The following is a 20,584-nucleotide window of genomic DNA, read 5'->3' as shown; positions in this document are numbered from 1 at the left end:
CGATTCAGTGGTGCGTTGACAGATCCTTGAGTTCGATCAGCAGTCGTGCACCGCCCAACGGGCTGTCGTGGAACGATGTGCTGCCGCCGTGTATGGAGGCTTGCTGCGCTACCAGTGCAAGCCCCAACCCGGAACCGGTCTGACTCGCAGTGGACCCGCGGGTGAATCGCCCGAACACTGCTTCGCGCTCGTCTACCGGGATACCTGCCCCGTTGTCGTCGACGGTGATGGTGAACTCGGCGGGTGCGGCGGCCCGATAACTCAGCGTGATACGCACTTCGGTGGCACGGCCGTGCCGCACGGCATTGGTGATGGCATTGTCGAGAATCAGACGAATTCCACCTGGGAGTGCGTGAATGCGATACGGCACAGGCGAATCGGCGGCGTCGACGCTCACGCGCAGATCCGGATACAGGCGCATCGCCTCCTCGGCGGCGATATCGCACACTTCGATCAGATCGGTGTCCTTGAAGTCCTCGGACGTGGACAGTTCGCCCTTCGCAAGTCGCTCGAGGTCTCGCAGGGTCGATTCCACCCGGCCTTGAGCGCGGGCGAGATCAACCAGAATCTCTTGTCTCTGAGACTGGTTCAGATCAAGGGTGGACAGCACTTCGATATCTGTGCGCATTGCTGTCAGCGGAGTGCGTAGCTCGTGTGCGGCAGCGGAGGCAAAGTCGCGGGCAGTTGCCAACGCCGACGTCGTGGCAGCTTGTGCGCTGGCGACGTCCTTGAGCATCGACTCTGCTGCTGCCGCAAGCTCGTCCGCCTCTCGGATGCCGGAAACCTGCGTCGCGAGGTCCGGGTCGCGTCGGGCGATCCGGCGGGTCAATTCCACCAGCGGACGCACAGCGGGGCCGCCGAACAACCACCCAAGGGCGGCGGCAGCGGCCACGGCGCCCAGTCCGAAGAAGGCAACCTGACGTTGCTGTTCGACCGTGATGTCGCGAGCTTCTGCATACGGAACTGCCAGTGAGACAAGAGCGTTGATGCCTTCGGCTTTCGAGGTGTATGCGCGGTACTTGGTTCCGTCGACTTCGACGGTTTCCGAACCCGGCGGCAGTTCCGGCAACCGGGTGGGTGTGCTCGACATGACCGTTCCGTCGGTGGCGGTGCGGATCGTCACCGAGAACGCGCCGGCGTCCCCGAACGCTCCGAGGAACGGGCCGGCCGTCGCAGCGTTGGCCACGAGTACCGTCGACGCGGTTTCGAGGCGACGGTCCAACTGTGCCAGGTTGTTTCGTGCGATGGCCAACGCCACGACAGCCCCGAGTGCGAGGACGATGAACGTGGCCCCCAACGCGGCAGCGGCAGCTACTCGGATTCGGAGTGAGTATTGCCGAGGCTTCACGGATTTTCCCGCAGGACAAAACCGACACCGCGCACGGTGTGCAGCAGTCGCGGCGAGCCGCCCGACTCGAACTTGCGGCGAAGATATCCGATGAACACGTCAACGACGTTGGTGTCCGCGACGAAGTCGTACCCCCACACAAGTTCGAGGAGGCGTTCGCGGGTGAGAACGATGCCGGAATTGTGTGCGAGCACTTCGAGCAACTCGAATTCGCGTTTGGTCAACGGGACCTCACTGCCGTCGACGCGAACGCGTCGTCCGGATAGGTCGATGTCGAGATTGCCGACGCGCAAGGTGTTGGCGCCTTCGCCGCGGTCACTGGCCGGGGCATTGCTCCGCCTCAGCATTGCCCGGATCCGAGCGATCAGTTCGGCGAGGACAAAGGGTTTGACCATGTAGTCGTCGGCTCCGGATTCGAGTCCGGCAATCCTGTCGTCGACAGAATTTCGGGCACTCAGCACACAGATGGGGATTTCGTTGCCTGCAGCGCGTAGCGCGGTGACGACTCCGGTGCCGTCGAGTACCGGCATGTTGATGTCGAGAACCACCGCGTCAGGATGCTTGTTCGCGATCACACGGAGGGCGTCGGCGCCGTCGACCGCCGTCAGGACGGTGAATCCCGTAAGCCTCAATCCGCGTTCGAGGGAAGAGCGGACGTCGGCGTCGTCGTCGACCACGAGGATGAGCGGAGTGTCGGTCACCGCCCTATTGTGCCCGCGGGATTGTCAGATTTGGGGATCAGACCGGTAAATCGGTGCCGTCCGGTCGTAGACCGGCCATGAACACCGCGACCAACCTCGGGACCAGGTTCGGCATGGCCTCGTCGGACAGTTCGATTTGTGGGCGGGTCAGTTTGGCCAGGGCCATGACAAATTCGAGGGGTTGAAGATCGGCGCGGACCAGTCCGGCGCTCTGAGCGGCGCCGATTGTCGCGGTCATCTTCGCTTTCGTCACCTCGCGCACTGCCAGAACTTCGGGGGCCAACTCGGTGAAACTATGTTCCACCAGGGCAGGAATGAGCGCACCCAGGCGCAGTTCCACGAGCCGATCCACCAACGTGTGCCACGCGTTTGTCGGATCGGTTGGCATCGCTGTGAGGGCGATGTCCGCAGCCTCTCGGACGTCGGTCAGCGTCGCGACGGCGACCGCGGTCACCAGGTCCTCGCGCGTCGGAAAATTGCGATAGAGCGTGGCTATCCCCACTTTCGCTAGTTCTGCGACCGCGTCGAGGGGGGCGTCGTGCCCACGCTCGGTGAACACCGCTCGTGCGGCGTCGACTATTGCGTTCCTGCGTTCGCGTGCATCGGCTCGCACATTCACCTCCGGTATTGACAGTTCATCATAACCGGAGGAATATCTTCCACAAATAGTGGAGGAAAAACTTCCACTTAGGGAAGGTGATCATGAACGTCGAAGCTGAAGCACGGGATCGCAAGAAGCTGGTGGCCGTGGTGTTGGGCTTGTCCGCCGTGATCGGGCTGATGCTGCTCGCTTTCGTGCTGCCCTCGGTAAACAGTGGCCCGCACGAACTGAAGTTGGGCATCACCGGTCCAGTCCAGGCAACCACGCAGATCAGCGCCTCGCTCGCGGCGACCAAGCCGGGTGCCTTCGACACCCAGAACTTCGCCGATGTCGACTCCCTTCGCGACGCGATTCGCAATCGAGACGTGGTCGGCGGAATCGCCGTCGACGCGACCGGCCCTCACGTGCTGATCGCGACCGCCGGCGGTACGCCGATCGCTCAAACGCTGACCGGGGTTGCCAACGGCCTCTCGGAGGCTTCGGGGGCACAGGTGCCCGTCGAAGACGTTGTGCCGCTGACGGCGGACGATCCGACTGGTGCTGGGCTCACGGCATTGGCCCTGCCTCTGGTGTTCGGAGGAATCATGCCTGCTGTTGTTCTCGTGCAACTGTTTCCGCGCAGTATCGTCAAGCGAGTGCTGGGCGCCGTCGGGGTCGCGGTTGTCGCTGGTTTTGCACTGACTGCCATTCTGCAGTTCGGCACCAACAGCCTTGACGGAAACTACCTGCTCACCGCCCTAACGCTCACCGTGGGTATTTCGGCTATTTCGCTCCCCATTCTGGGGCTCGAATCGCTGCTCGGGATGAAGGGATTCGCGTTAGGCGCCGTCACGATGATGTTCGTCGGCAATCCGCTCTCGGGGATGGCGACAACGGCGGCGTGGTTGCCTGCGGGTTGGGGTGCGTTGGGGCAACTGCTCCCGCCGGGCGCCGCAGGGGCATCAGTCCGCTCGATGGCCTTCTTCGACGGCAATGGAGCAGGCACACCACTACTGGTGCTGTTGTGCTGGATTGCTGCGGGGATTGCGCTGTGCGTTGCCGCCGGCCGGAAGAAGTCGTCGACGCCGGTAGCCGAACCAGAGGCTGTGCTGGTCTAGCGGGCGTGGGTTGCGTACGGGGTCAGGTCGGGAATCGGCCAGGCCCCGTCAACGCGTTCCACGGCGAGTTCGGCGACCACGGTGTCCTCGTCCATCGGTAGAGGTCGGAGAATTCGAGGCTTTCCGGCCTCCCGTTCGACGTCGATGCCCGCGGAGGTCAGAGCGTCCTCGTCGATGACGGCGACGATCAGCGGCAGGGTCAGGTCGCCGAACACCAGATCGAGCACCGAAGCGAGTGCGTCCGGGGTGGTTGCGCGGATGAATCCCGCCTCGTCGTAACTGATTCCGCGAGTGGAGACCTCATATTCACCGAAGCGCTTGCACGCTTCCCAATCGTCTGCGATTGCGACGTGGACGAGTCGTTGTCCGGTCATGCAGTGCTCCTGTAGTGTTCGAAATAATGAAACGTCAACGTAGCATTAATTCAGTGGCACGGTAGTAGGGGACTTGATGGAGCAATCTCGTAGACGTGGGAGAACCAGCGACGCGGAGCGAGCTGATCGACGCAACGAGATTCTCGACGTCGCGGTCGACTCGTTTCGAGAAGTCGGGTTCGCTCGAACGACCATTGACGCCATTGCCACGGCGGCCGGCGTCGCCAAGCGCACCGTGTACAGCTACTTCGGCGACAAGTCTGCGGTGTTTGCAGCTGCCGTCGCACGTCAGCACTCGTACGTCGAGAATGCAGGCAGTGGCCAGTCCGACCTTCTCTCAGCAGCAGTGGATATCGTCGTCGCCTTGCACAGCGAAAATTCGATTGCACTGCACCGCATGATGATCGGTGAGGCATTGCAGTTCCCTGACCTGGCGGCAGCGTTCTACGAATCCGGCCCAGCCAAGTCGATTGCCTTCCTGGAAAAGATATTGCTGGATCAGCACGGTGAGGAGGCTGCGCTGTGCGCGGATCAGTTGTACACGTTGCTGCTCGGGGAGGAGCACCGGCAGCGACTGCTCGGGCTCGCTCCCGAACCGACAGCAGAAAGAGCTGCGCAACTTGCAGTTCGTGCGGTGGGATGCGTTCTGGGATCTGATCGGTAGGCTCGACGGGGTGAGTAACTCTGTGGTCTGGTTTCGACGTGATCTGAGGGTAGGTGACCTTCCCACCCTGAGTGCAGCGTCGGATGCCGGCGGGCAGACGTTGGGTTTGTTCGTTCTCGACGAGAACCTGCTCGGACCGGCAGGCTCACCCCGTCAGGATCAACTGTTCGCCAACTTGACGGCGCTCGATCATCAACTCGACGGAAGACTGATGGTTGTTCGAGGTGATCCGGTGGACGTGGTGCCCCGTGTAGCGGAATCCGTTGGCGCCGAAGAAGTTCACATCAGTGCCGACTACGGACCCTACGGCCGACGGCGCGACGCGGCCGTGGCGGAGCAGGTGGAGTTGATAGCCACCGGATCTCCGTATGCCGTGGCGCCCGGACGCGTCACCAAGGCCGACGGTGATCCGTACAAGGTGTTCACGCCGTACTTCCGTCAGTGGATGCAGCATGGTTGGCGTGGTCCGGCAGCAACCGATGCGCGGACCGTCCGCTGGTTTGATCCCGGCGACAAGGACGGCGGTCCGCGGCGGGTGAAGATTCCCGTGCCATCCGGCTCCGCCAGTGATTTCGTCGGTGAGGCCGGTGCGCAAGAGCAGTGGAAAGGATACTGCGAGAACGATCTTGACCGGTACGACGACGAACGCAATCGGCCCGATCTCGACACCACCAGCCGGATGTCGATTCCGCTCAAGTACGGCACGATCCATCCGCGAACCATGTTGGCAGATCTTTCCAAGAGACTCGGCGACGGCGCTCAGGCTTATCGTCGCCAGCTGGCCTGGCGAGACTTCTACGCGGACATCCTGTTTCAGCGACCCGACAGTGCCCGGGGCAACTACGACGGCAAATTCGACCGGTTGCGCCAGGACAGCGGAGCGTCTGCGGATGAGGCGTTCCGAGCGTGGTGCGAAGGGAAAACCGGCTTCCCGATCGTGGACGCGGGGATGCGCCAACTTGCGGCCGAGCACTGGATGCACAATCGGGTGCGAATGATCGTCGCGTCCTTCCTGGTGAAGGACCTGCACATTCCGTGGTGGCGTGGCGCGCGATTCTTCATGTCGCATCTGGTGGACGGTGACTTGGCGTCCAACCAGCACGGGTGGCAGTGGACCGCGGGGTCGGGCACGGATGCCTCGCCCTTCTTCCGCGTCTTCAACCCGATCACGCAGGGAGAGAAGTTCGATCCCGACGGCACATACGTCCGTCGGTGGGTCCCCGAACTCCGCGATGTTCCTGGTAAAGCTGTCCACTCACTGAAAGCGATGCGCCCGGTCGACTATCCGGACCCGATCGTCGACCATGCGCACGAGCGCGAGGAAGCCTTGCGCCGATACGGCGAAATCAAGGTGGAGTGAAACCGTCGATCGATCGCTGCCGAAAGAATCAGCAGGGAGAAAATCTACTCGCGAATGGATGGCTTCGAGACTTTGCGTTCTCCGGTCATCAACAGTCCGACCAGCGCGGCGGCCGCGAGAATCATGACAAGTGCCCCGTAACCACGCGTCGTATCCACCAAGCCCACCTTGCCGACCAGATAGCCGGCCAGCAATGCCGGAAGGCTGTTGGCCAGGTATGCGATGACGTACACGGTGGACAACAGACCCGCGCGTTCGTGGTTCTCGGCGAGCGGCATGACAGTGAGGATGGTTCCCTGGAACCCCGCTCCGAAGCCGATGCCCGCAACGGCTGTACCGGCCAGAATCAGTACCGCAGAGGATGTTTCAGCGCCGACGAGTGTGACGGCCACCCCGAGCACCAGTGCTGTGGTTCCGATCAGCATCACAGTCCGGCCACCGAGTGTGCGGAAGGTGAGCACTGCGGCCGCTCCGAATCCCGTCAGCGTTGCGACCATGATGGCTCCGATGAGAGAGCTGTGAACCTCGAGTGCGTTGCGCGCCAACGCCGGTCCGAGTGAGAGGTAGAACCCGCCCAACGCCCAAACCGCGATCAGGCACGGTGCGGTCAACGCGATCATCGTGCGTGCTTGGCGGGGAACGGCAAGGGTGGGGCGTAGCGACTGCCAGGCTCCTGGCCGTCCGCCCGAGGTTTCCGGCGCGGCCCATACCCCGAGGATTTCGAGAGCGACCAGTACGAGGAGAACCAGGTAGACAGTGCTCGTTGGTCGGGGGAGGTGCTCACTGATGAGGCTCGAACCCACCGCGCCGACGGCAAGGCCGACTGTCGGAGCGACACTGTTGATGATGGACCCGCGGCCGGGAGTGCGTTCGAGGTCGATCAACGCAGAACCCAAAGCGCTGATTGCTGCGCCGGTGGCAACTCCCTGCACGACGCGGGCGATCAGCAGGATCGCCAAGCCGTCGGCCGAGGCGAATAACACGAGCGAGACTGCCTCGAGTGCAAGCGCTCCGAGCAGGACCGGACGTCGGCCGATGTGATCGGACAAGGACCCGGCGGTCAGAAGGGTGGCGAGCAGTGCGAGGGCGTAGATGCCGAAGACGAGCGTCGACGCGAGCGAGGAGAATCCCCACATCTGTTGGTAGTGCTCGTACAGCGGCGTCGGGGTCGCGGACGCGCCCAGGAACGTGGCGATGATGACGGCGATCAGTGTGAAAGCTGCTCCCCGACCCAGGCGCGGGCGTGCGGTGCTCTCGGTCGGTGGTGAAACGGTCGTTGTCATAGCGCTCCCGTGCGGGTGGTGAAGACCTCAAACGCAAATACTTTGCGTTTGGGACGCTACGCCTGGCAATGTCCTAATGCAACATCTTTGCGTTAGGATTGATTCATGAGTCCGTCCACAGGTCCGCGCCCCGGAGGCCGCAGCGCGCGCATCCAACAGGCTGTGCACGCGTCGGCGCGCAAGTTGTTGGAACAGCGCGATCGAGCAGAGATCACGGTCCCGATGATCGCGACCGACGCGGGTGTGACCCCGTCTACCATCTATCGGCGGTGGGGCGACATCAACGAAGTCTTTGCGGACGTCTCGATCGAGAGACTGCGCCCGGATGCCGACCCGCGTGAAACGGGTTCACTCCGAGGAGATCTGACAGTCTGGGCGCAGGAGTACCTCGAGGAGATGTCCGCGCCGGTCGGTCGTGCGTCGCTGCGAGATGTGCTCATGAGCGACGATCAAACGCACGCACCAGATGGCACCAAGAAATTCAAGTGCGCCTTCTTCTGCCGTACGCAGATCGATGTGATACTCGCGCGTTGGCCGGAAGCTGTTGCAGTGGATGGTGATTCGGTGGTGGATCATGTAGTGGCGCCGATCATCTACCGAATTCTGTTCGACCTCGAGCCGGTCTCGCCGCAACGAGTCGCGGAATTGGTAGACCAGGCGCTTGCCCTCGAGGCGCGGGTCGCTACGGAGTGAGCTGGTTTGAGTGATCTTCGAAGAATCTGCTAACTCCATTCGACAAGCAGGTGGCGTGCAGACTCCAGGGTTGCACTTGCCTGTGCGGTATCGACCCGGGCCAGAACGAGCGCGCTTACGGTGCAGGAGAGAAGAATTCGGGTTCGATCCGCGAGTGTGGCGGCCGTAGCGTTCGGAAATGACGCTTGTAGTCCACTGCCGATCGCATCGGAGAGTTCTTGCCGGTAGCTGCGAATCACAGCCGCGACGGCGTCGTCGTGCGCGCCGATGCCCGCTGCTGCGTTGAGTAGCAGGCACCCGCGTCTGGGTGAATCAGAGGTCATGGTTGTGATGGCGCCGTGCAGGGAGGTGAGGTAGCGCTCAACCGCGTCGGGCGTCGGATTGTCGGTCAGGCCGCGCAGGCGCGGGCGGATGACGTGTTCGAGGTACATCTGCACCGCCGCGTCGAATACGCCGCGCTTGTTGCCGAACGAGTTGTAGAGGCTCGACCGACTCAAGCCGGTTGCCGTTTCGAGGTCGGTGAGCGACGTTCCTTCGTATCCGCGAGCCCAGAACACATCCAACGCTGCGGCAATCGCGCTGGTGGTATCGAACTCCTGTGACCGGGCCATCAAAAGCCACCCCTTTCTGTATCGTTCGGTCCAGTATATATTGGACCGAACGATACAGAATTCACCGAAACTCAGGAGTCCACCGATGAACGTCGCCGGCTACATCTTCGCCGCACTGGCCGCAGTTGTGCACGTCTACATTTTTGTCCTCGAATCGATCCTCTGGACGGCGCCGAAGACCCGCGCCACATTCGGTGTGAAGTCGGAGGAAGAAGCGCTGACAACAAAGCCGCTGGCGTTCAACCAGGGCTTCTACAACCTTTTCCTGGCGATCGTCTCGGTGATCGGCATTGTCGTCGCAGCAACAGGTTCGGCGTCAGTGGGAATCGCGCTTGTTCTCGCGGGAACCGGGTCGATGGTTGCGGCGGGTCTTGTCCTGATCCTGTCTTCGCCGGACAAAGCGCGCGCCGCGGTCGTTCAGATGCTGTTCCCGGCTATCGCAGTGATCTTGTTGGTGATCCACCTGCTGTAAGGGTGGGACGGTCGGGATGGGTAAAAGATCCGATCCGGTTCGATAATAGGTGGTGAGAGGCTTGCCGCGTTTGTCCGAATCTGAAAAAATACCGCCGATTGGCGCGCACTTTTCCGAGAATGCTTCTATCCTGGTCTTGGGTTTGTTGCGCATCCCACACAAGAGTTTCCTACTTCAGACGAGGAGCGCCTATGAGGTTGCCGACTACTTGTTCTGTTGCTACGAAGGCTTGATCAAGCCGAGAATTGCCCCTGCCGGATGGTGCTCGAGACCCATCCGGCAGGGGCAATTTTGTGTGATCTAGCCGCCTATCCGCCGGCGAACTTTTCCGACGTGCCCAGGTCGATGGGCAATGCGATTCCGGTGATTCCCCGTCCGGCAGGCCCCACCAGATAGAACACCGCGTCGGCGATCACCTCGGGATCCACCCACGGATGCGGCAGGAGATTCAGCTTCGACATGATGGGCGCGGTGTCCTCGAGAACCGGGTTTTCCAGATCTGGCCGGAATGCTCGAACCATGGGTTCGTTGTCGATCATCGTGGTGCGCACGTTGCCCGGGTGCACTGAATTGACCCGGATGTCGGCCCAGCCGAGCTCGTTGGCCAATGACTTCGCCAATCCGCGGACGGCATGTTTGGACGCGGAGTAATGGGCGATGCCCGGCACGCCCCGCAGGCCCGCCATGGAACTGATCAGCACAATTGATCCGCCTCGGTTGCCGCTCATGATGTGGGGGATTGCGACCTTTGTGGTCAACCAGACGCCGGTGACGTTGATGTCCATCAATTCACGGAATTCTTCCGGGCTCAGATCCCACGACAACTTCGCTGATGCGGCAATACCGGCATTGGCGATGACGATGTCGAGTCGGCCGAACTTCTCGACACCGGCATCGACCGCTGCTTTGAGCGCGTCATGATCACGGGTATCGGCGACGGAGGCGGAGATGCGTCGGCCCTGCGCCTCTACCAATTTGACGGTCTGAGCCAGGTCCGCCTCGGTAGCCATGTCGTATCCGGCTGTCGCGACCGGTGAGCACAGATCCACCGCGATGATGTCTGCGCCCTCGGACGCGAGGCGCACGGCGTGTGCGCGGCCCTGACCGCGGGCCGCTCCGGTGATGAATGCGACCTGTCCGTCCAATGTGCCCATGTTGATTCCCCTGCCCGTGTGACTACCTGAAACCTAGAACATGTTCATCTTGCGGGTTCTGGCGGTGCCGGGCAGGGGAACCGGAAAATTTGTTATCCGCGAAGGAGTTTCGTCAGATCTTCGAGGACGGTCGCGTCCTCGATGGTGGATGGCACTGTGTACTCCTCGTTGTCGGCGATCTGGCGCATGGTCTTGCGCAGAATCTTGCCGGAACGAGTCTTCGGTAGGGCGCCCACCACTGTTACGTCGCGGAACGTGGCGACGGCACCGATCTGATCGCGGACCCGGGCGACCAGTTCTTTGCGCAGCGTCTCTGGATCGATGTCGACGCCGGACTTGAGTACGACGTAGCCGCTGGGACGCTGTCCCTTGAGTTCGTCGTGGATGCCGATGACGGCGCATTCCGCGACTGCGGGATGGCCTGCGACAACAGCTTCCATGCTGCCGGTCGAGAGGCGATGGCCCGCAACGTTGATCACGTCGTCACTGCGGCCGAGGACGAATACGTAGTTGTCCTCGTCGATGTAGCCGGAATCGCCGGTGAGGTAGTAACCGTCGAAGGTGGAGAGATAGGACTTGACGTAGCGATCGTCGTCGCGCCACAGTCCGGCGAGTGTGCCGGGAGGCAGGGGGAGACCGATCACGATGTTGCCCTCGGTGCCCGCCTCGACGAGTTCGCCCTTGCCGTCGACGATTTCGACGCGATAGCCGGGGCACGCGACGGTGGGGGAACCGGCCTTGATCGCCATGGGTTCGAGGCCACGAAGGTTTGCGCAGATCGCCCACCCGGTTTCGGTCTGCCACCAGTGATCGATGACCGGCCGGTCGAGAACGCGGGTCGCCCATTCGTACGTGTCGGGGTCGAGGCGCTCACCGGCGGCAAACAGGGTATCGAGCGACGAGATGTCGTACTTGGCAATCTCTTTCGCGTCGGGATCGGCTTTGCGGACAGCGCGGATTGCTGTCGGAGCGGTGAACAGCGCCGAGACCTTGTACTCGGAAATGATGCGCCAGAACGCGCCGGCATCCGGCGTTCCGACGGGCTTGCCCTCGTACATGACCGTCGTGGCTCCCGCGAGCAGCGGGCCGTAGACGATGTACGAGTGGCCGACCACCCAGCCGACGTCGGACGCGGTCCACCACACCTGGCCAGGGGAGATGTTGTAGAGATTCTTCATCGTCCAGGTCAAGGCAACAGCGTGTCCGCCGTTGTCGCGCACAACGCCCTTGGGCTTACCCGTGGTGCCCGAGGTGTAGAGGATGTAGAGCGGATCGGTAGCGGCGACAGAGACCGGAGCAGCCGGCGTCGTGTCGGAGATCAGCTCGTCCCAGTCGAACCACGCTGCGCCACTGGACTTGTAATCGGCCGCCGAACCCGGAATCTGCTCACGATTTTTCACGATGACGGTGTGCGCCGGTGTCGCGGAAAGCTGCAGAGCCTTCTCCACCATCGGCAGATATTCGATGGTGCGGCCCGGCTCGAGGCCACCAGACGCGGTCACCAGGACAACCGGGCCGGCGTCGTCGATACGAGTTGCGAGTTCCTTCGCGGCAAAACCGCCGAACACCACCGAATGCACTGCGCCGATGCGCGCACAGGCCAGCATCGCAATTGCGGCTTCGGGGATCATCGGCATGTAGATGATGACGCGATCGCCCGCCACAACACCTTGGTCGCGAAGCACACCGGCAAACAGTGACACCTGCTCGAGCAGTTCCGAGTACGTGTACGTGGCCTTGGTGGGGACCATCGCGGAGTCGAAGATCAGTGCGGTCTGATCGCCGCGGCCGTCACGGACGTGGCGATCGAGAGCATTGAAGCTCGTGTTCAGCGACGCACCCGGAAACCAGCGGTAGACGGGCGCCGCGGAATCGTCGAGAGCTGAAGTGGGAGCCACATCCCAGTCGACTGCCTGCGCAGCGTCGAGCCAGAACTTTTCCGGCTGGTCCATGCTCTCGCGGTACGCGTCGGCATAGGTGGTGTGGGACGCCGGCTGGCTCTCGCTCATCGATGTGGGTCCTTTCCTCAACTTCGGAACATCTGTGACGGGAAACACCTTAGGCCAGGTAGGGGACAGATTGGGGCTGAGGATGGCCGGGAAGGTTCCTTTGCGCTGGACGGGCTCGATTTGTCGGTCAGTGGCGGGTTTCGAGCGCGGGGTCAGGAGCCGGCGCGAGTTCTGCCTCCTCGCGTCGAATCGTGACGCGGAGTACGGCGAGCAGGAACAGTGAGAGAACAAATCCGGTGAGGGCGCCGAACTGATCTTGGGCAAACAGGAACACCTGCGTCACGAGAAGGTTGACGACGATGGAAGCCCGCAGCAGTCGCAACGCGCGTAGGTAGCGTCCGCGGAACAGGAACCACACCCCGAGAATGACCAGGATTCCGGCGGTAATACTCGACAGCAGAACCACAAGATCGGAGATGTCCTGCGCGATGATCTCCTCGTCGGTCACAAACGCGACGACGACGCTGATCACTGCGCTGAGTGCGTCCAGGACAAAGATTGCCAGCACGACGCGACGGACTATTCGATGGCCGACAAAGGCGTCGAGGCGGGCCGAGACCGAGTTGCGCCACTGTGTGATCCGCGATTCGATACCGTCGCCGGTGGGGGTGTGTGAGTGCAGACCAGCCCTGATCGACCCGGCCAAGTCGGCAAGCGTGGGGTCGCGGACTCCGTCGAGAACGCGCAGTGCATGGTTGTAATGAACGGTATCCAGTTGTCCGAGAGAAAGATCCGACAGTGCTCGGGCGCCGATGGACAGTCGATGGCGGTCGTTCATGCCGCGCCGGATCACCACTTCACGCGCTACCAGGTAGAACAGAACAAAGACGACGTACATGATGGCAATGGCGGGTTGGTAGAAGTAGTTGACGTCGGACGTGACGAACTTGCCGATCTCGTCGATGAACAACCCGAATCCGATGCCGCCGATCAGCGATGCGCGGTCGCGGATTCGACTGCCTTCCGTGATGGCTGTCATGACGATCGCGACCGCCATCAGTAGTCCGCCCCACAGAACATGCGCGATATGCAGTGCACCGCCGCCGATCTGGGGATATCCCATGGCAGCGAGGTAGGCACGGGTGATGAGCACCGTGGCAATCGAGGCGAAGAGGAACACTTCGAAGCGCGCCAGCGCGGCGCGGTCGTAGCTGTGCGTCAGTACGCTCGGATCGGTCGCCTTCGGATTCACCGGGGTACCCCCAAATTACGATAGCGAGAGATCCGCGCAGAAGTTCTGTCGACGGTGGATTCAGTTGCCAGCAAGGCGAGTTCGTGCGAGATTGCCGCCCCGACGCGTTTGGAGAACTCGACGGGTTCGTCTGCCGCATCGGGCCGTTCGGGGATGATGGCGTCGACGATGCCGTCACGTAGAAGGTCCGACGATCGAATTCCCTGGGCCGCGGCCATCTGCGGAGCGTGGGTGATGTCGCGATGCACGATCGCACTGGCGCCTTCGGGTGGCAGTGGGGCGAGCCAACCGTTCTGTGCGGCCAACACCCGATCGGCCGGCAGAAGCGCCAATGCGCCGCCGCCAGTGCCCTGACCGAGAAGCACCGAAACCGTGGGCGTCTTCAGCATCACGAGATCTGCTATGCAGCGGGCGATTTCGGGAGCCAGTCCGCGTTCTTCAGCCTCCTTGGACAGCGATGCTCCGAGCGTGTCGATCACGAGCACCAAGGGAAGTTGTAGTTCTTCCGCCAGTTTCATGCCGCGTCTCGCCTCACGCAGGGCCGCAGGCCCCATGGTGTTCTGGGTTGACTGCCCACTGCGATCCTGCCCGAGCAGGATGCAGGGGTAACCTCGGAACCTGGCGAGCGAGAGCAGGATCGTCTTGTCGGTCTCACCTTGGCCCGTGCCACTGAGCGGTACCTGTTCGGTGGCAGCATGGCGCAGTAGTTGCCGGATACCCGGACGGTCTGCGCGGCGGGACAGCATCACCGACTGCCAGGCCGGAACGTCGGGGATCTCGGGAACATCTGCGGATTCGGGTGCTGACGGCGCCGGGGGATCGCTGAGAACACACAGTGCTCGATTGACCAGCAGGCGAAGACGTTCGACGGGCACCACACCGTCGATGACGCCGTTGCGGTACAAGTTTTCCGACGTTTGAATGCCCTCGGGGAACTTTTCGCCGTACAGCGACTCGTAGACACGTGGTCCGAGAAAGCCCACCAGTGCGCCGGGTTCGGCAATGGTGATGTGACCAAGCGATCCCCAAGAGGCAAATACGCCACCGGTGGTGGGGTTGCGCAGGTAAACCAGATACGGCAGATGTGCCCCCTTGTGGAGTGCAACAGCCGCAGCGATCTTGACCATCTGCACGAAGGCAACGGTGCCCTCCTGCATCCTGGTTCCGCCGGACGTGGGGGAGGCCAGGAGCGGAAGTTGTTCTGCCGTGGCACGTTCGACGGCCGCCGTGATTCGTTCCGCTGCGGCGACACCGATCGAGCCCGCGAGAAAGCTGAAATCGCAGGCGATTACCGCGACCCGACGCCCACGAACGGTGCCGACGCCGGTAGTGACCGACTCGTCGGCACCGCTCTTTTCCCGAGCTTTGGCAAGGTCTGCGGCGTACTCCGGGCCGGGATGGACGTCGAGCGGCGCCACGTCCCAGGAGGCGAAGCTCCCTGGATCGAGTACCTGCGCCAGTAATTCCTCGGCCGAGATTCGCACAACACCCTCCGTATCAGGTAAGCACCTTCGCTGCGGACGAACCTACGGGGCGAAGTGCGTGAGTGTGAAACCGGATCAGCGGCCGAAGGCTTCCTTCCACGAGACGACCTTGCCGATGCGAAGGATGGAGCGCTGGTAGATCTTTGCCGCGATCATCGAGAAGATGACGGTCACAGTCACCATCAGCACGATGGTGCCCACGATCTGGAATGGCGTTGCCACACCCGCAGCGATCCGTAGCGGCATGAGGATGGCGGAGAACGGCGGAATCCAACTGAGAACGTTGCTCAGAGTTCCGTCCGGATTTCCGACGGTGGAGAACGCGATACCGAACATCGCCACGATGAGTATCACCAGTGGTGCGGCCGTGGCATTGACGTCTTCCTGCCGCGACACCATGGAACCCGCGGCGGCATAGAGAACGGCAAAGAATGCGAACCCGAGAATGAACCAGCCGATGGTGCCGATCAGCACGCCGATCGCGGTTCCGGTCACAGTCAGAAGCCCGGTTGCCAGGCCCGTGCCAACTCCGGCTATCGCGTACGCGGCCAGCTGGAGTAGTCCCACCGCACCGATTCCGAGTACCTTGCCCCACAGCAACTGCAACGGCCGAAGCGTCGAAAGTAGCAGTTCGACAACACGACTCGACTTTTCCTCCACGACACCCATTGCGACGTAGGTGCCGAACAACATGATCTGCATGTACAGCAGCGCCACCGCTGCAACGGACAGCGCGATGCGCTGACCCTGCTCGGGGTCTGGCGGATCGAGAGTATCGACGGTGACCGTGGCGGCTGCCGTGGCGTTGGCAAGCTGCGCCGGATCGACTCCCGCCTCGGTCAGCGCGGTCGATTGCGCTTGCTGGGCAACGGAACTCTCGACAACCACTCGCAGGTTGGTGTCGATTTCCTTGTTCGTGACGACGGTGACGCTACCGCCGTCGCCCGGTACGACTGCGAGGTCGAGGTTTCCGTCCTTCACGTCGGTGCGGGCGGCTTGCTCGTCGCTGTATTCCTTCACCTCGACCGGAGTTCCGATCGCGTCGCCGGTGGTGACAAGAGTCTGTGAGAGCGACTGATCGCCCACCACGCCGATCGTAGACTTGCTGTCGTCACCGCCGGAGAACAGCGAGATGCCGATGATGCCACCGACAATCGCGATCAGAATGATGATGTTGCTGATCAGAAAACTCTTTTTGGCTATCTGCGTGGTGAATTCGCGCCGCGCGACCAACCCCACAGCGCGGGCCCCACTCAACTGTGTACTCACGCTGCAACCACCTCGCGGAACAGATCGGTCAACGACGGGCGTCGACGGGTGAATTCGTGAACCGGGCCCGTTTTCAGAGCAGCGTGCAGGATCTGCTGATCGTCAGCGGTGGCGTCGACGCTCAGGAGCGTCCGTCCACCGCCGTGGCTGATTGCCGAGACGCCGATGAGGTGATCGGCCCAGCCGGCGGGAGCGTCGGGCGCATGCACTTCGAGCTGGGCATTTCCCTTACCGCGCAACTCGTTCACTGTTCCGATCTCGCGCATACTGCCCCGGCTGATGATGCCCACACGATCACACAGGCGCTCCACCAGTTCGAGTTGGTGGCTGGAGAATATGACGGGCACGCCCGTGCGCGCCTTTTCGACCAGGACTTCACTCATGACGTCGACAGCTACCGGGTCCAAACCCGAAAAGGGTTCGTCCAGCACCAGTACCGCGGGATCGTGAACCAGTGCGGCGGCGAGTTGCACACGTTGCTGATTGCCCAGCGACAACGAGTCGACGGTGTCCTTGACTCGACCGGCGATGTCCAAGCGTTCCGTCCAGCGCTCTGTCGCCGCCCGTGCGTCAGCCTTGGACAGGCCGTGTAATTCTGCGAGGTAGGACAATTGGGTGCCCACCTTCATTTTCGGATACAGCCCACGTTCTTCCGGCATGTACCCGATGGTGCGGCGCACATCGAGGTCGACAGGTTTGCCGCCGAGCCGGACCTCCCCGGAGTCGGCCGCAAGCACACCGAGGGCGATGCGCATGGTCGTCGTCTTTCCGGCGCCGTTACTGCCGACAAACCCGAAGATCTCCCCTGGATGCACCTCGAAGCTGAGGTTGTCGAGCGCAACGACGTCGCCGTAGCGTTTCGAAATGCCGTCGATCGTGAGGGTGGCTGGCATGGTTCCTTCCCATCGGTCGAAATGTTCTACTGCGGTCAGTCTGTGTCGCCAGGTTCCGGATCGGGTTGCGTCCAGGCAATGATCATCGCCGGTGTACATGCACCGATCAGCATCGCGGTGATTGCCATCCCACCTCCCGAGTACGCCAGTCTCTCTACATTCCACCCCACTGTCGAGGTGAAAATCAGGAATATCGCGACAATGAAGACCAACGTTTGGGTTACGGTCAGCGCGATCGAGCGGGCACTGTTGCGCTGCTGGATCTCCCATTCGTCCAGCGCATCACGTGGCGCGTCGCCCTGACGCCCTGAGACCACTTGCACAGATGTCCACAGGGGCAGAAATATGAATGTAAGCGGCACCCAGAGCAGGGGAGCCACCGTGGTGTTGAAAAGAAAAGCGACTGCCAAGACGATCATCGCGGTGAATACGACGCCGAGCGCGGTCACGAGCACCCGTCGGCGCCGACGGGTTCGCCACTTCGGCAACCAATGCCGGAAAGTTTCCTCTTGCTGCAGGAACTGTCTGGTGCGGCGCGCCTGGTAGCGGTCGATCAGATTTAGTTCAATCAGATTCGTTTGGGACACTGGTCTTTTCGCTCCCTTCGGTGATCCGGCCCGGTCGGTAGACCTCGGTGGACAGGGGGCCGAACTCCGCGCGGGAGAACACCGCTTCCACCGGGAGGTCGAACACGTCGCAGATGCGGAACGCGAGATCCAGGCTGGGGTAGTGGTCGCCGCGCTCGAGCGCGCCGACGGTCTGGGGATTTACATCGACAAGGTGTGCCAGCTGCGCCCGAGTCATCTTTCGCTCGGCACGAAGTACACCGATGCGATTGAAGATGGGGAGCGAGGCTCCCCGCCGGACTGGGCTCATGCATCAAAGTGTTGTAAAAACCCAACGTTTTGTCAAGGATTCTGCATCCAGAAGTCATGCCGGCATGTGCCGATCGGATTAGGGTTTGCGATATGGCTACGGATGAATTGGTGCTGGAGAAGTCCCACGTTGTGATTCAGGTGCTCGAGGACGGCAGCTACAGCGTGGGGTCGCAAGGCCGGGACGAGGTCTGGCACGCGCCGATGGAAAAAGGTGCCGTCGTCGGCATCGGGCAGCACACGCCCGGCGACGTCGAGGGTGAATCGTGGTGGGTGGTGTACGGGCAATCCGATCCGCAGGCCGACGTGACGGTTCGCCTCGAGGACGGTTCCCACGTTCCGGTACTGCGTATCGGCGACATCTTCGTTTGTGAATGGGTGAGTGTGCCGCAGCGGGCGTTGCTCTATCGATCGGATCGTCCGGTGGAGTCTCAGCCGACCAACTTGTCGGTGCTCTTTGCTCGTCCGCGGTTCATGCCCAACGCGCCGTTCCCGGAGAACGATCGCTTGTAGATTGTTACGGTACGTACTGTACCGTTTAGAATATGACGTCCTGGCCCGCAGAACTTCCCGTTGTTCAACTGCGCATTGCGCGCCCCACCGATCGGCTTGCCGAGGTAATTGCCTTCTATCGCGATTGTGTGGGCTTTGCCGAGTTGTATCGATTTGCCGGGCATGCGGGATACGACGGCATCATGCTCGGGCTGCCGGATGCGAGTTATCACCTCGAATTCACTACTCACGAGGATGGCAGTCCATGTCCGGCGCCCACCCGCGACAATCTGCTGGTTCTGTACTTCACCGGAGAGTCTGCGATGTACGAGGTGGTGCAGCGGTTGGGTGAGGCCGGGCATGAACCGGTCGAGTCCGAGAACCCGTACTGGATCGAGAACGGCGGCATGACCTTCGAGGATCCCGACGGATGGCGCCTGGTCCTCATGCCGCGGCCGGTGCTCTAAATGGTGCGCACGCGTGACGACCGTATCGACGACGCCGTCATTACCGCAGCTTTGGAGTTGTTGGCAGAGAAGGGTTATGCCGAGCTGTCGATCGGATCCGTCGCATCGAGAGCCGGTATTCACAGGCCCGCGATTTACCGGCGATGGCCGTCCAAGCGGCATCTGGTTGTCGATGTTGTTGTCGGACAGATCGGTATCCATCCGACGCCGGATACCGGCGATCTTCGCGCCGATCTGATCGCCGGCATCACGACTGTGGTTGTGGGACTGCGGGACACCGTTGTCGGCTCCGTGCTTCCAGCGCTGGTTGCGGACCTGGCGGCAGACCCGGAACTGGCCAGCACTTTCCGTGAGTCCTTCTTCGAGCCGCGACGCAATTCCACTGCGGCAGTGCTGGAATCGGCGCGCGCTCGGGGCGAGATTCGTGAGGACTTCGACCTGGGTTTTGTGCTCGACGCACTCGCAGCACCAGTCTATTACCGGGCGCTGTTCCGGCATCTACCCCTGGACGTGCACCTTGCGGAGCAGGCGGTCGATACGGTCCTGCTCACATTGGCACCGCGCGAAGAATCGTGATTTCTTTTTCGGCTCAGTTCAATTCGAGCGGATCTGGACCGACTCGAGTGTCCGTGTTCAGCGCGTCGATTGCTGCCGACTGATCGGCGCTCAGAGCAAAGTCGAAGATATCGGCGTTGTCGCGCATGCGCTGCGGTGTCACTGTCTTCGACAGTACGGTGTGGCCCTGTTCGATGTGCCAGCGCAAAATGACCTGCGCCGGCGATTTGCCCAGTGCCGCAGCGATGTCGACGATCGTCGGATCATCGAGGATGGTGCCCTGGCCGAGCGGGCTCCACGCCTCGATCTCGATACCGCGGTCTTGTGCATCTTTCCGCGATGTGTGCTGTGCCAGCCTGGGGTGCAGCTCGATCTGGTTGACGGCGGGTGTGATCGAACTGCGCTCTGCCAGTAGATCGAGGTGCTCGGGGAGGAAGTTGGAGACGCCGATTGCTCGGGTACGTCCGGACGCGAGGATTTCCTCGAACGCCGCCCAGGTCTGCGCGATCAGGCCCTTGCCCGGCGCCGGCCAGTGGATCAGGTACAGGTCGACGTAGTCCAGGCCGAGCTTGCTCAAACTGGTGTCGAACGCTGCCAGCGTGCGGTCGCGGCCCTGATCGTCGTTCCACAACTTGGTGGTGACAAACAGTTCTTGTCGGGGGATGTCGGAGCCTGCAATTGCGCGGCCGACGCCGGCTTCGTTTCCGTAGATCGACGCGGTGTCGATGTGGCGATATCCCAGGTCGAGGGCGGTAGCGGTGACATCCTCGGTCTGCTCGTCCGGAACTTGGAACACGCCGTATCCGAGTTGCGGAATGGTGATCGGTTCGCCGGTGGTTCCGTGGGTCAGTGTGCGGTCGGGTATCGACAACATCGTGGGTGCCTTTCGAGACTCGAGGTGCAGTGACGGCCTTCTGGGCCGCAGCGACCTATGCCGCGCATGCAACTATTGCGTGCGCCGGATAAATAGTTGCACACGCGTGTTGTCTG

Annotated in this window: 23 protein-coding genes; 8 read left to right on the top strand and 15 right to left on the bottom strand. The window is 62.0% G+C overall.

All coding sequences use genetic code 11. The features are described from left to right. Positions 1-4 precede the first annotated feature (4 nt). From FEZ60_RS05730 to FEZ60_RS05720, 3 genes are read right to left on the bottom strand one after another with little or no spacing between them, the layout of a single operon-like run. Entirely contained in the window at positions 5-1,348 is a 1,344-nt protein-coding gene (locus FEZ60_RS05730; protein WP_033234119.1) for a HAMP domain-containing sensor histidine kinase, read from the bottom strand. Then, the gene (locus FEZ60_RS05725) at positions 1,345-2,049 is read right to left on the bottom strand and encodes a response regulator transcription factor (protein WP_033234120.1); all 705 of its coding nucleotides are present in this window, start codon (positions 2,047-2,049) and stop codon (positions 1,345-1,347) included. The genes FEZ60_RS05730 and FEZ60_RS05725 overlap by 4 nt, the downstream gene beginning before the upstream one ends. A gap of 37 nt (positions 2,050-2,086) precedes the next feature. Next, positions 2,087-2,662 (bottom strand): TetR/AcrR family transcriptional regulator, encoded by a 576-nt coding sequence (locus tag FEZ60_RS05720; RefSeq protein ID WP_033234121.1) that lies wholly within the window; start codon positions 2,660-2,662, stop codon positions 2,087-2,089. Between the two features lie 89 nt (positions 2,663-2,751). Between FEZ60_RS05720 and FEZ60_RS05715 the strand changes: the two genes are divergently transcribed. Then, a complete protein-coding gene (locus FEZ60_RS05715) occupies positions 2,752-3,747 on the top strand; it encodes an ABC transporter permease (protein WP_172935723.1) in 996 nt (331 codons plus the stop codon). Here the strand turns inward: FEZ60_RS05715 and FEZ60_RS05710 are convergent. Next, positions 3,744-4,121 carry a DUF952 domain-containing protein gene (locus FEZ60_RS05710; RefSeq protein ID WP_033234122.1) on the bottom strand — a complete coding sequence of 126 codons (378 nt, stop codon included), beginning with the start codon at positions 4,119-4,121 and terminating at the stop codon, positions 3,744-3,746. The two genes, FEZ60_RS05715 and FEZ60_RS05710, sit on opposite strands and share 4 nt — an antisense overlap. A gap of 76 nt (positions 4,122-4,197) precedes the next feature. Here FEZ60_RS05710 and FEZ60_RS05705 point away from each other — a divergent pair, with 76 nt between their 5' ends. Then, on the top strand, positions 4,198-4,785 hold the full coding sequence (locus tag FEZ60_RS05705; RefSeq protein ID WP_172935722.1) for a TetR/AcrR family transcriptional regulator: 588 nt from the start codon (positions 4,198-4,200) through the stop codon (positions 4,783-4,785). A gap of 10 nt (positions 4,786-4,795) precedes the next feature. Then, a complete protein-coding gene (locus FEZ60_RS05700; RefSeq protein WP_172935721.1) occupies positions 4,796-6,145 on the top strand; it encodes an FAD-binding domain-containing protein in 1,350 nt (449 codons plus the stop codon). Between the two features lie 44 nt (positions 6,146-6,189). On the opposite strand, the gene FEZ60_RS05695 is transcribed toward FEZ60_RS05700, so the two are convergent. Continuing rightward, a complete protein-coding gene (locus FEZ60_RS05695) occupies positions 6,190-7,428 on the bottom strand; it encodes an MFS transporter (protein WP_172935720.1) in 1,239 nt (412 codons plus the stop codon). Between the two features lie 105 nt (positions 7,429-7,533). On the opposite strand from FEZ60_RS05695, the gene FEZ60_RS05690 reads away from it, so the two are divergent. Continuing rightward, positions 7,534-8,121 carry a TetR/AcrR family transcriptional regulator gene (locus FEZ60_RS05690; RefSeq protein ID WP_172935719.1) on the top strand — a complete coding sequence of 196 codons (588 nt, stop codon included), beginning with the start codon at positions 7,534-7,536 and terminating at the stop codon, positions 8,119-8,121. Positions 8,122-8,150: 29 nt separating this feature from the next. On the opposite strand, the gene FEZ60_RS05685 is transcribed toward FEZ60_RS05690, so the two are convergent. Beyond that, the gene (locus FEZ60_RS05685) at positions 8,151-8,732 is read right to left on the bottom strand and encodes a TetR/AcrR family transcriptional regulator (protein ID WP_172935718.1); all 582 of its coding nucleotides are present in this window, start codon (positions 8,730-8,732) and stop codon (positions 8,151-8,153) included. A gap of 85 nt (positions 8,733-8,817) precedes the next feature. Between FEZ60_RS05685 and FEZ60_RS05680 the strand changes: the two genes are divergently transcribed. Next, positions 8,818-9,204: a DUF1304 domain-containing protein gene (locus FEZ60_RS05680; protein ID WP_033234126.1), complete on the top strand. Its 387-nt coding sequence runs from the start codon at positions 8,818-8,820 to the stop codon at positions 9,202-9,204. Between the two features lie 308 nt (positions 9,205-9,512). Here FEZ60_RS05680 and FEZ60_RS05675 read toward each other — a convergent pair whose 3' ends face one another. The 8 genes from FEZ60_RS05675 to FEZ60_RS05640 form a co-directional block, all read right to left on the bottom strand. Beyond that, a complete protein-coding gene (locus FEZ60_RS05675) occupies positions 9,513-10,358 on the bottom strand; it encodes a mycofactocin-coupled SDR family oxidoreductase (protein WP_033234127.1) in 846 nt (281 codons plus the stop codon). Positions 10,359-10,450: 92 nt separating this feature from the next. Beyond that, complete coding sequence (locus FEZ60_RS05670) at positions 10,451-12,367, bottom strand: propionyl-CoA synthetase (RefSeq protein WP_033234128.1); 1,917 nt, start codon at positions 12,365-12,367, stop codon at positions 10,451-10,453. A 127-nt stretch (positions 12,368-12,494) separates the two neighbouring features. Next, positions 12,495-13,559 (bottom strand): hypothetical protein, encoded by a 1,065-nt coding sequence (locus FEZ60_RS05665; RefSeq protein ID WP_095888394.1) that lies wholly within the window; start codon positions 13,557-13,559, stop codon positions 12,495-12,497. Beyond that, positions 13,556-15,043: a carboxyl transferase domain-containing protein gene (locus FEZ60_RS05660; protein ID WP_033234129.1), complete on the bottom strand. Its 1,488-nt coding sequence runs from the start codon at positions 15,041-15,043 to the stop codon at positions 13,556-13,558. The genes FEZ60_RS05665 and FEZ60_RS05660 overlap by 4 nt, the downstream gene beginning before the upstream one ends. 75 nt (positions 15,044-15,118) lie before the next feature. Continuing rightward, positions 15,119-16,312 (bottom strand): ABC transporter permease, encoded by a 1,194-nt coding sequence (locus tag FEZ60_RS05655; RefSeq protein ID WP_092806647.1) that lies wholly within the window; start codon positions 16,310-16,312, stop codon positions 15,119-15,121. Then, positions 16,309-17,205 (bottom strand): ATP-binding cassette domain-containing protein, encoded by an 897-nt coding sequence (locus FEZ60_RS05650; protein WP_033234131.1) that lies wholly within the window; start codon positions 17,203-17,205, stop codon positions 16,309-16,311. Before FEZ60_RS05650 ends, FEZ60_RS05655 begins: the two co-directional genes overlap by 4 nt. 35 nt (positions 17,206-17,240) lie before the next feature. Next, positions 17,241-17,777, bottom strand: coding sequence for a hypothetical protein (locus FEZ60_RS05645; protein ID WP_033234373.1), 537 nt, complete (start codon positions 17,775-17,777; stop codon positions 17,241-17,243). After that, positions 17,770-18,081, bottom strand: a complete 312-nt coding sequence (locus FEZ60_RS05640) for a helix-turn-helix transcriptional regulator (RefSeq protein ID WP_033234132.1) — start codon at positions 18,079-18,081, stop codon at positions 17,770-17,772. The genes FEZ60_RS05645 and FEZ60_RS05640 overlap by 8 nt, the downstream gene beginning before the upstream one ends. A 92-nt stretch (positions 18,082-18,173) precedes the next feature. On the opposite strand from FEZ60_RS05640, the gene FEZ60_RS05635 reads away from it, so the two are divergent. The 3 genes from FEZ60_RS05635 to FEZ60_RS05625 are packed head-to-tail and all read left to right on the top strand — an operon-like array spanning position 18,174 to position 19,615. Continuing rightward, positions 18,174-18,593 (top strand): hypothetical protein, encoded by a 420-nt coding sequence (locus FEZ60_RS05635; RefSeq protein WP_033234133.1) that lies wholly within the window; start codon positions 18,174-18,176, stop codon positions 18,591-18,593. Positions 18,594-18,625: 32 nt separating this feature from the next. Beyond that, entirely contained in the window at positions 18,626-19,039 is a 414-nt protein-coding gene (locus FEZ60_RS05630; RefSeq protein ID WP_033234134.1) for a VOC family protein, read from the top strand. Beyond that, positions 19,040-19,615 (top strand): TetR/AcrR family transcriptional regulator, encoded by a 576-nt coding sequence (locus FEZ60_RS05625; RefSeq protein WP_033234135.1) that lies wholly within the window; start codon positions 19,040-19,042, stop codon positions 19,613-19,615. It begins immediately after the preceding gene. Positions 19,616-19,628: 13 nt separating this feature from the next. Here the strand turns inward: FEZ60_RS05625 and FEZ60_RS05620 are convergent, their stop codons facing one another. Beyond that, positions 19,629-20,468, bottom strand: coding sequence for an aldo/keto reductase (locus tag FEZ60_RS05620; RefSeq protein WP_033234136.1), 840 nt, complete (start codon positions 20,466-20,468; stop codon positions 19,629-19,631). Positions 20,469-20,584: the final 116 nt, after the last annotated feature.

This window comes from Rhodococcus sp. MS16 (genome assembly GCF_013277795.1).
Classification (GTDB): Bacteria; Actinomycetota; Actinomycetes; order Mycobacteriales; family Mycobacteriaceae; genus Rhodococcus_F; species Rhodococcus_F globerula.
The sequence above is the reverse complement of the archived record's forward strand: the minus strand, read 5'-3'. Positions and strand labels throughout refer to the sequence as shown.

Coding starts and splice junctions, on each gene's coding strand:
- FEZ60_RS05625 (WP_033234135.1), top strand. CDS start 19,040: ATGGTGCGCACGCGTGACGACCGTATCGACGACGCCGTCATTACCGCA.
- FEZ60_RS05650 (WP_033234131.1), bottom strand. CDS start 17,205: ATGCCAGCCACCCTCACGATCGACGGCATTTCGAAACGCTACGGCGAC.
- FEZ60_RS05685 (WP_172935718.1), bottom strand. CDS start 8,732: ATGGCCCGGTCACAGGAGTTCGATACCACCAGCGCGATTGCCGCAGCG.
- FEZ60_RS05695 (WP_172935720.1), bottom strand. CDS start 7,428: ATGACAACGACCGTTTCACCACCGACCGAGAGCACCGCACGCCCGCGC.
- FEZ60_RS05710 (WP_033234122.1), bottom strand. CDS start 4,121: ATGACCGGACAACGACTCGTCCACGTCGCAATCGCAGACGATTGGGAA.
- FEZ60_RS05675 (WP_033234127.1), bottom strand. CDS start 10,358: ATGGGCACATTGGACGGACAGGTCGCATTCATCACCGGAGCGGCCCGC.
- FEZ60_RS05680 (WP_033234126.1), top strand. CDS start 8,818: ATGAACGTCGCCGGCTACATCTTCGCCGCACTGGCCGCAGTTGTGCAC.
- FEZ60_RS05670 (WP_033234128.1), bottom strand. CDS start 12,367: ATGAGCGAGAGCCAGCCGGCGTCCCACACCACCTATGCCGACGCGTAC.
- FEZ60_RS05690 (WP_172935719.1), top strand. CDS start 7,534: ATGAGTCCGTCCACAGGTCCGCGCCCCGGAGGCCGCAGCGCGCGCATC.
- FEZ60_RS05715 (WP_172935723.1), top strand. CDS start 2,752: ATGAACGTCGAAGCTGAAGCACGGGATCGCAAGAAGCTGGTGGCCGTG.
- FEZ60_RS05630 (WP_033234134.1), top strand. CDS start 18,626: ATGACGTCCTGGCCCGCAGAACTTCCCGTTGTTCAACTGCGCATTGCG.
- FEZ60_RS05620 (WP_033234136.1), bottom strand. CDS start 20,468: ATGTTGTCGATACCCGACCGCACACTGACCCACGGAACCACCGGCGAA.
- FEZ60_RS05640 (WP_033234132.1), bottom strand. CDS start 18,081: ATGAGCCCAGTCCGGCGGGGAGCCTCGCTCCCCATCTTCAATCGCATC.
- FEZ60_RS05635 (WP_033234133.1), top strand. CDS start 18,174: ATGGCTACGGATGAATTGGTGCTGGAGAAGTCCCACGTTGTGATTCAG.
- FEZ60_RS05705 (WP_172935722.1), top strand. CDS start 4,198: ATGGAGCAATCTCGTAGACGTGGGAGAACCAGCGACGCGGAGCGAGCT.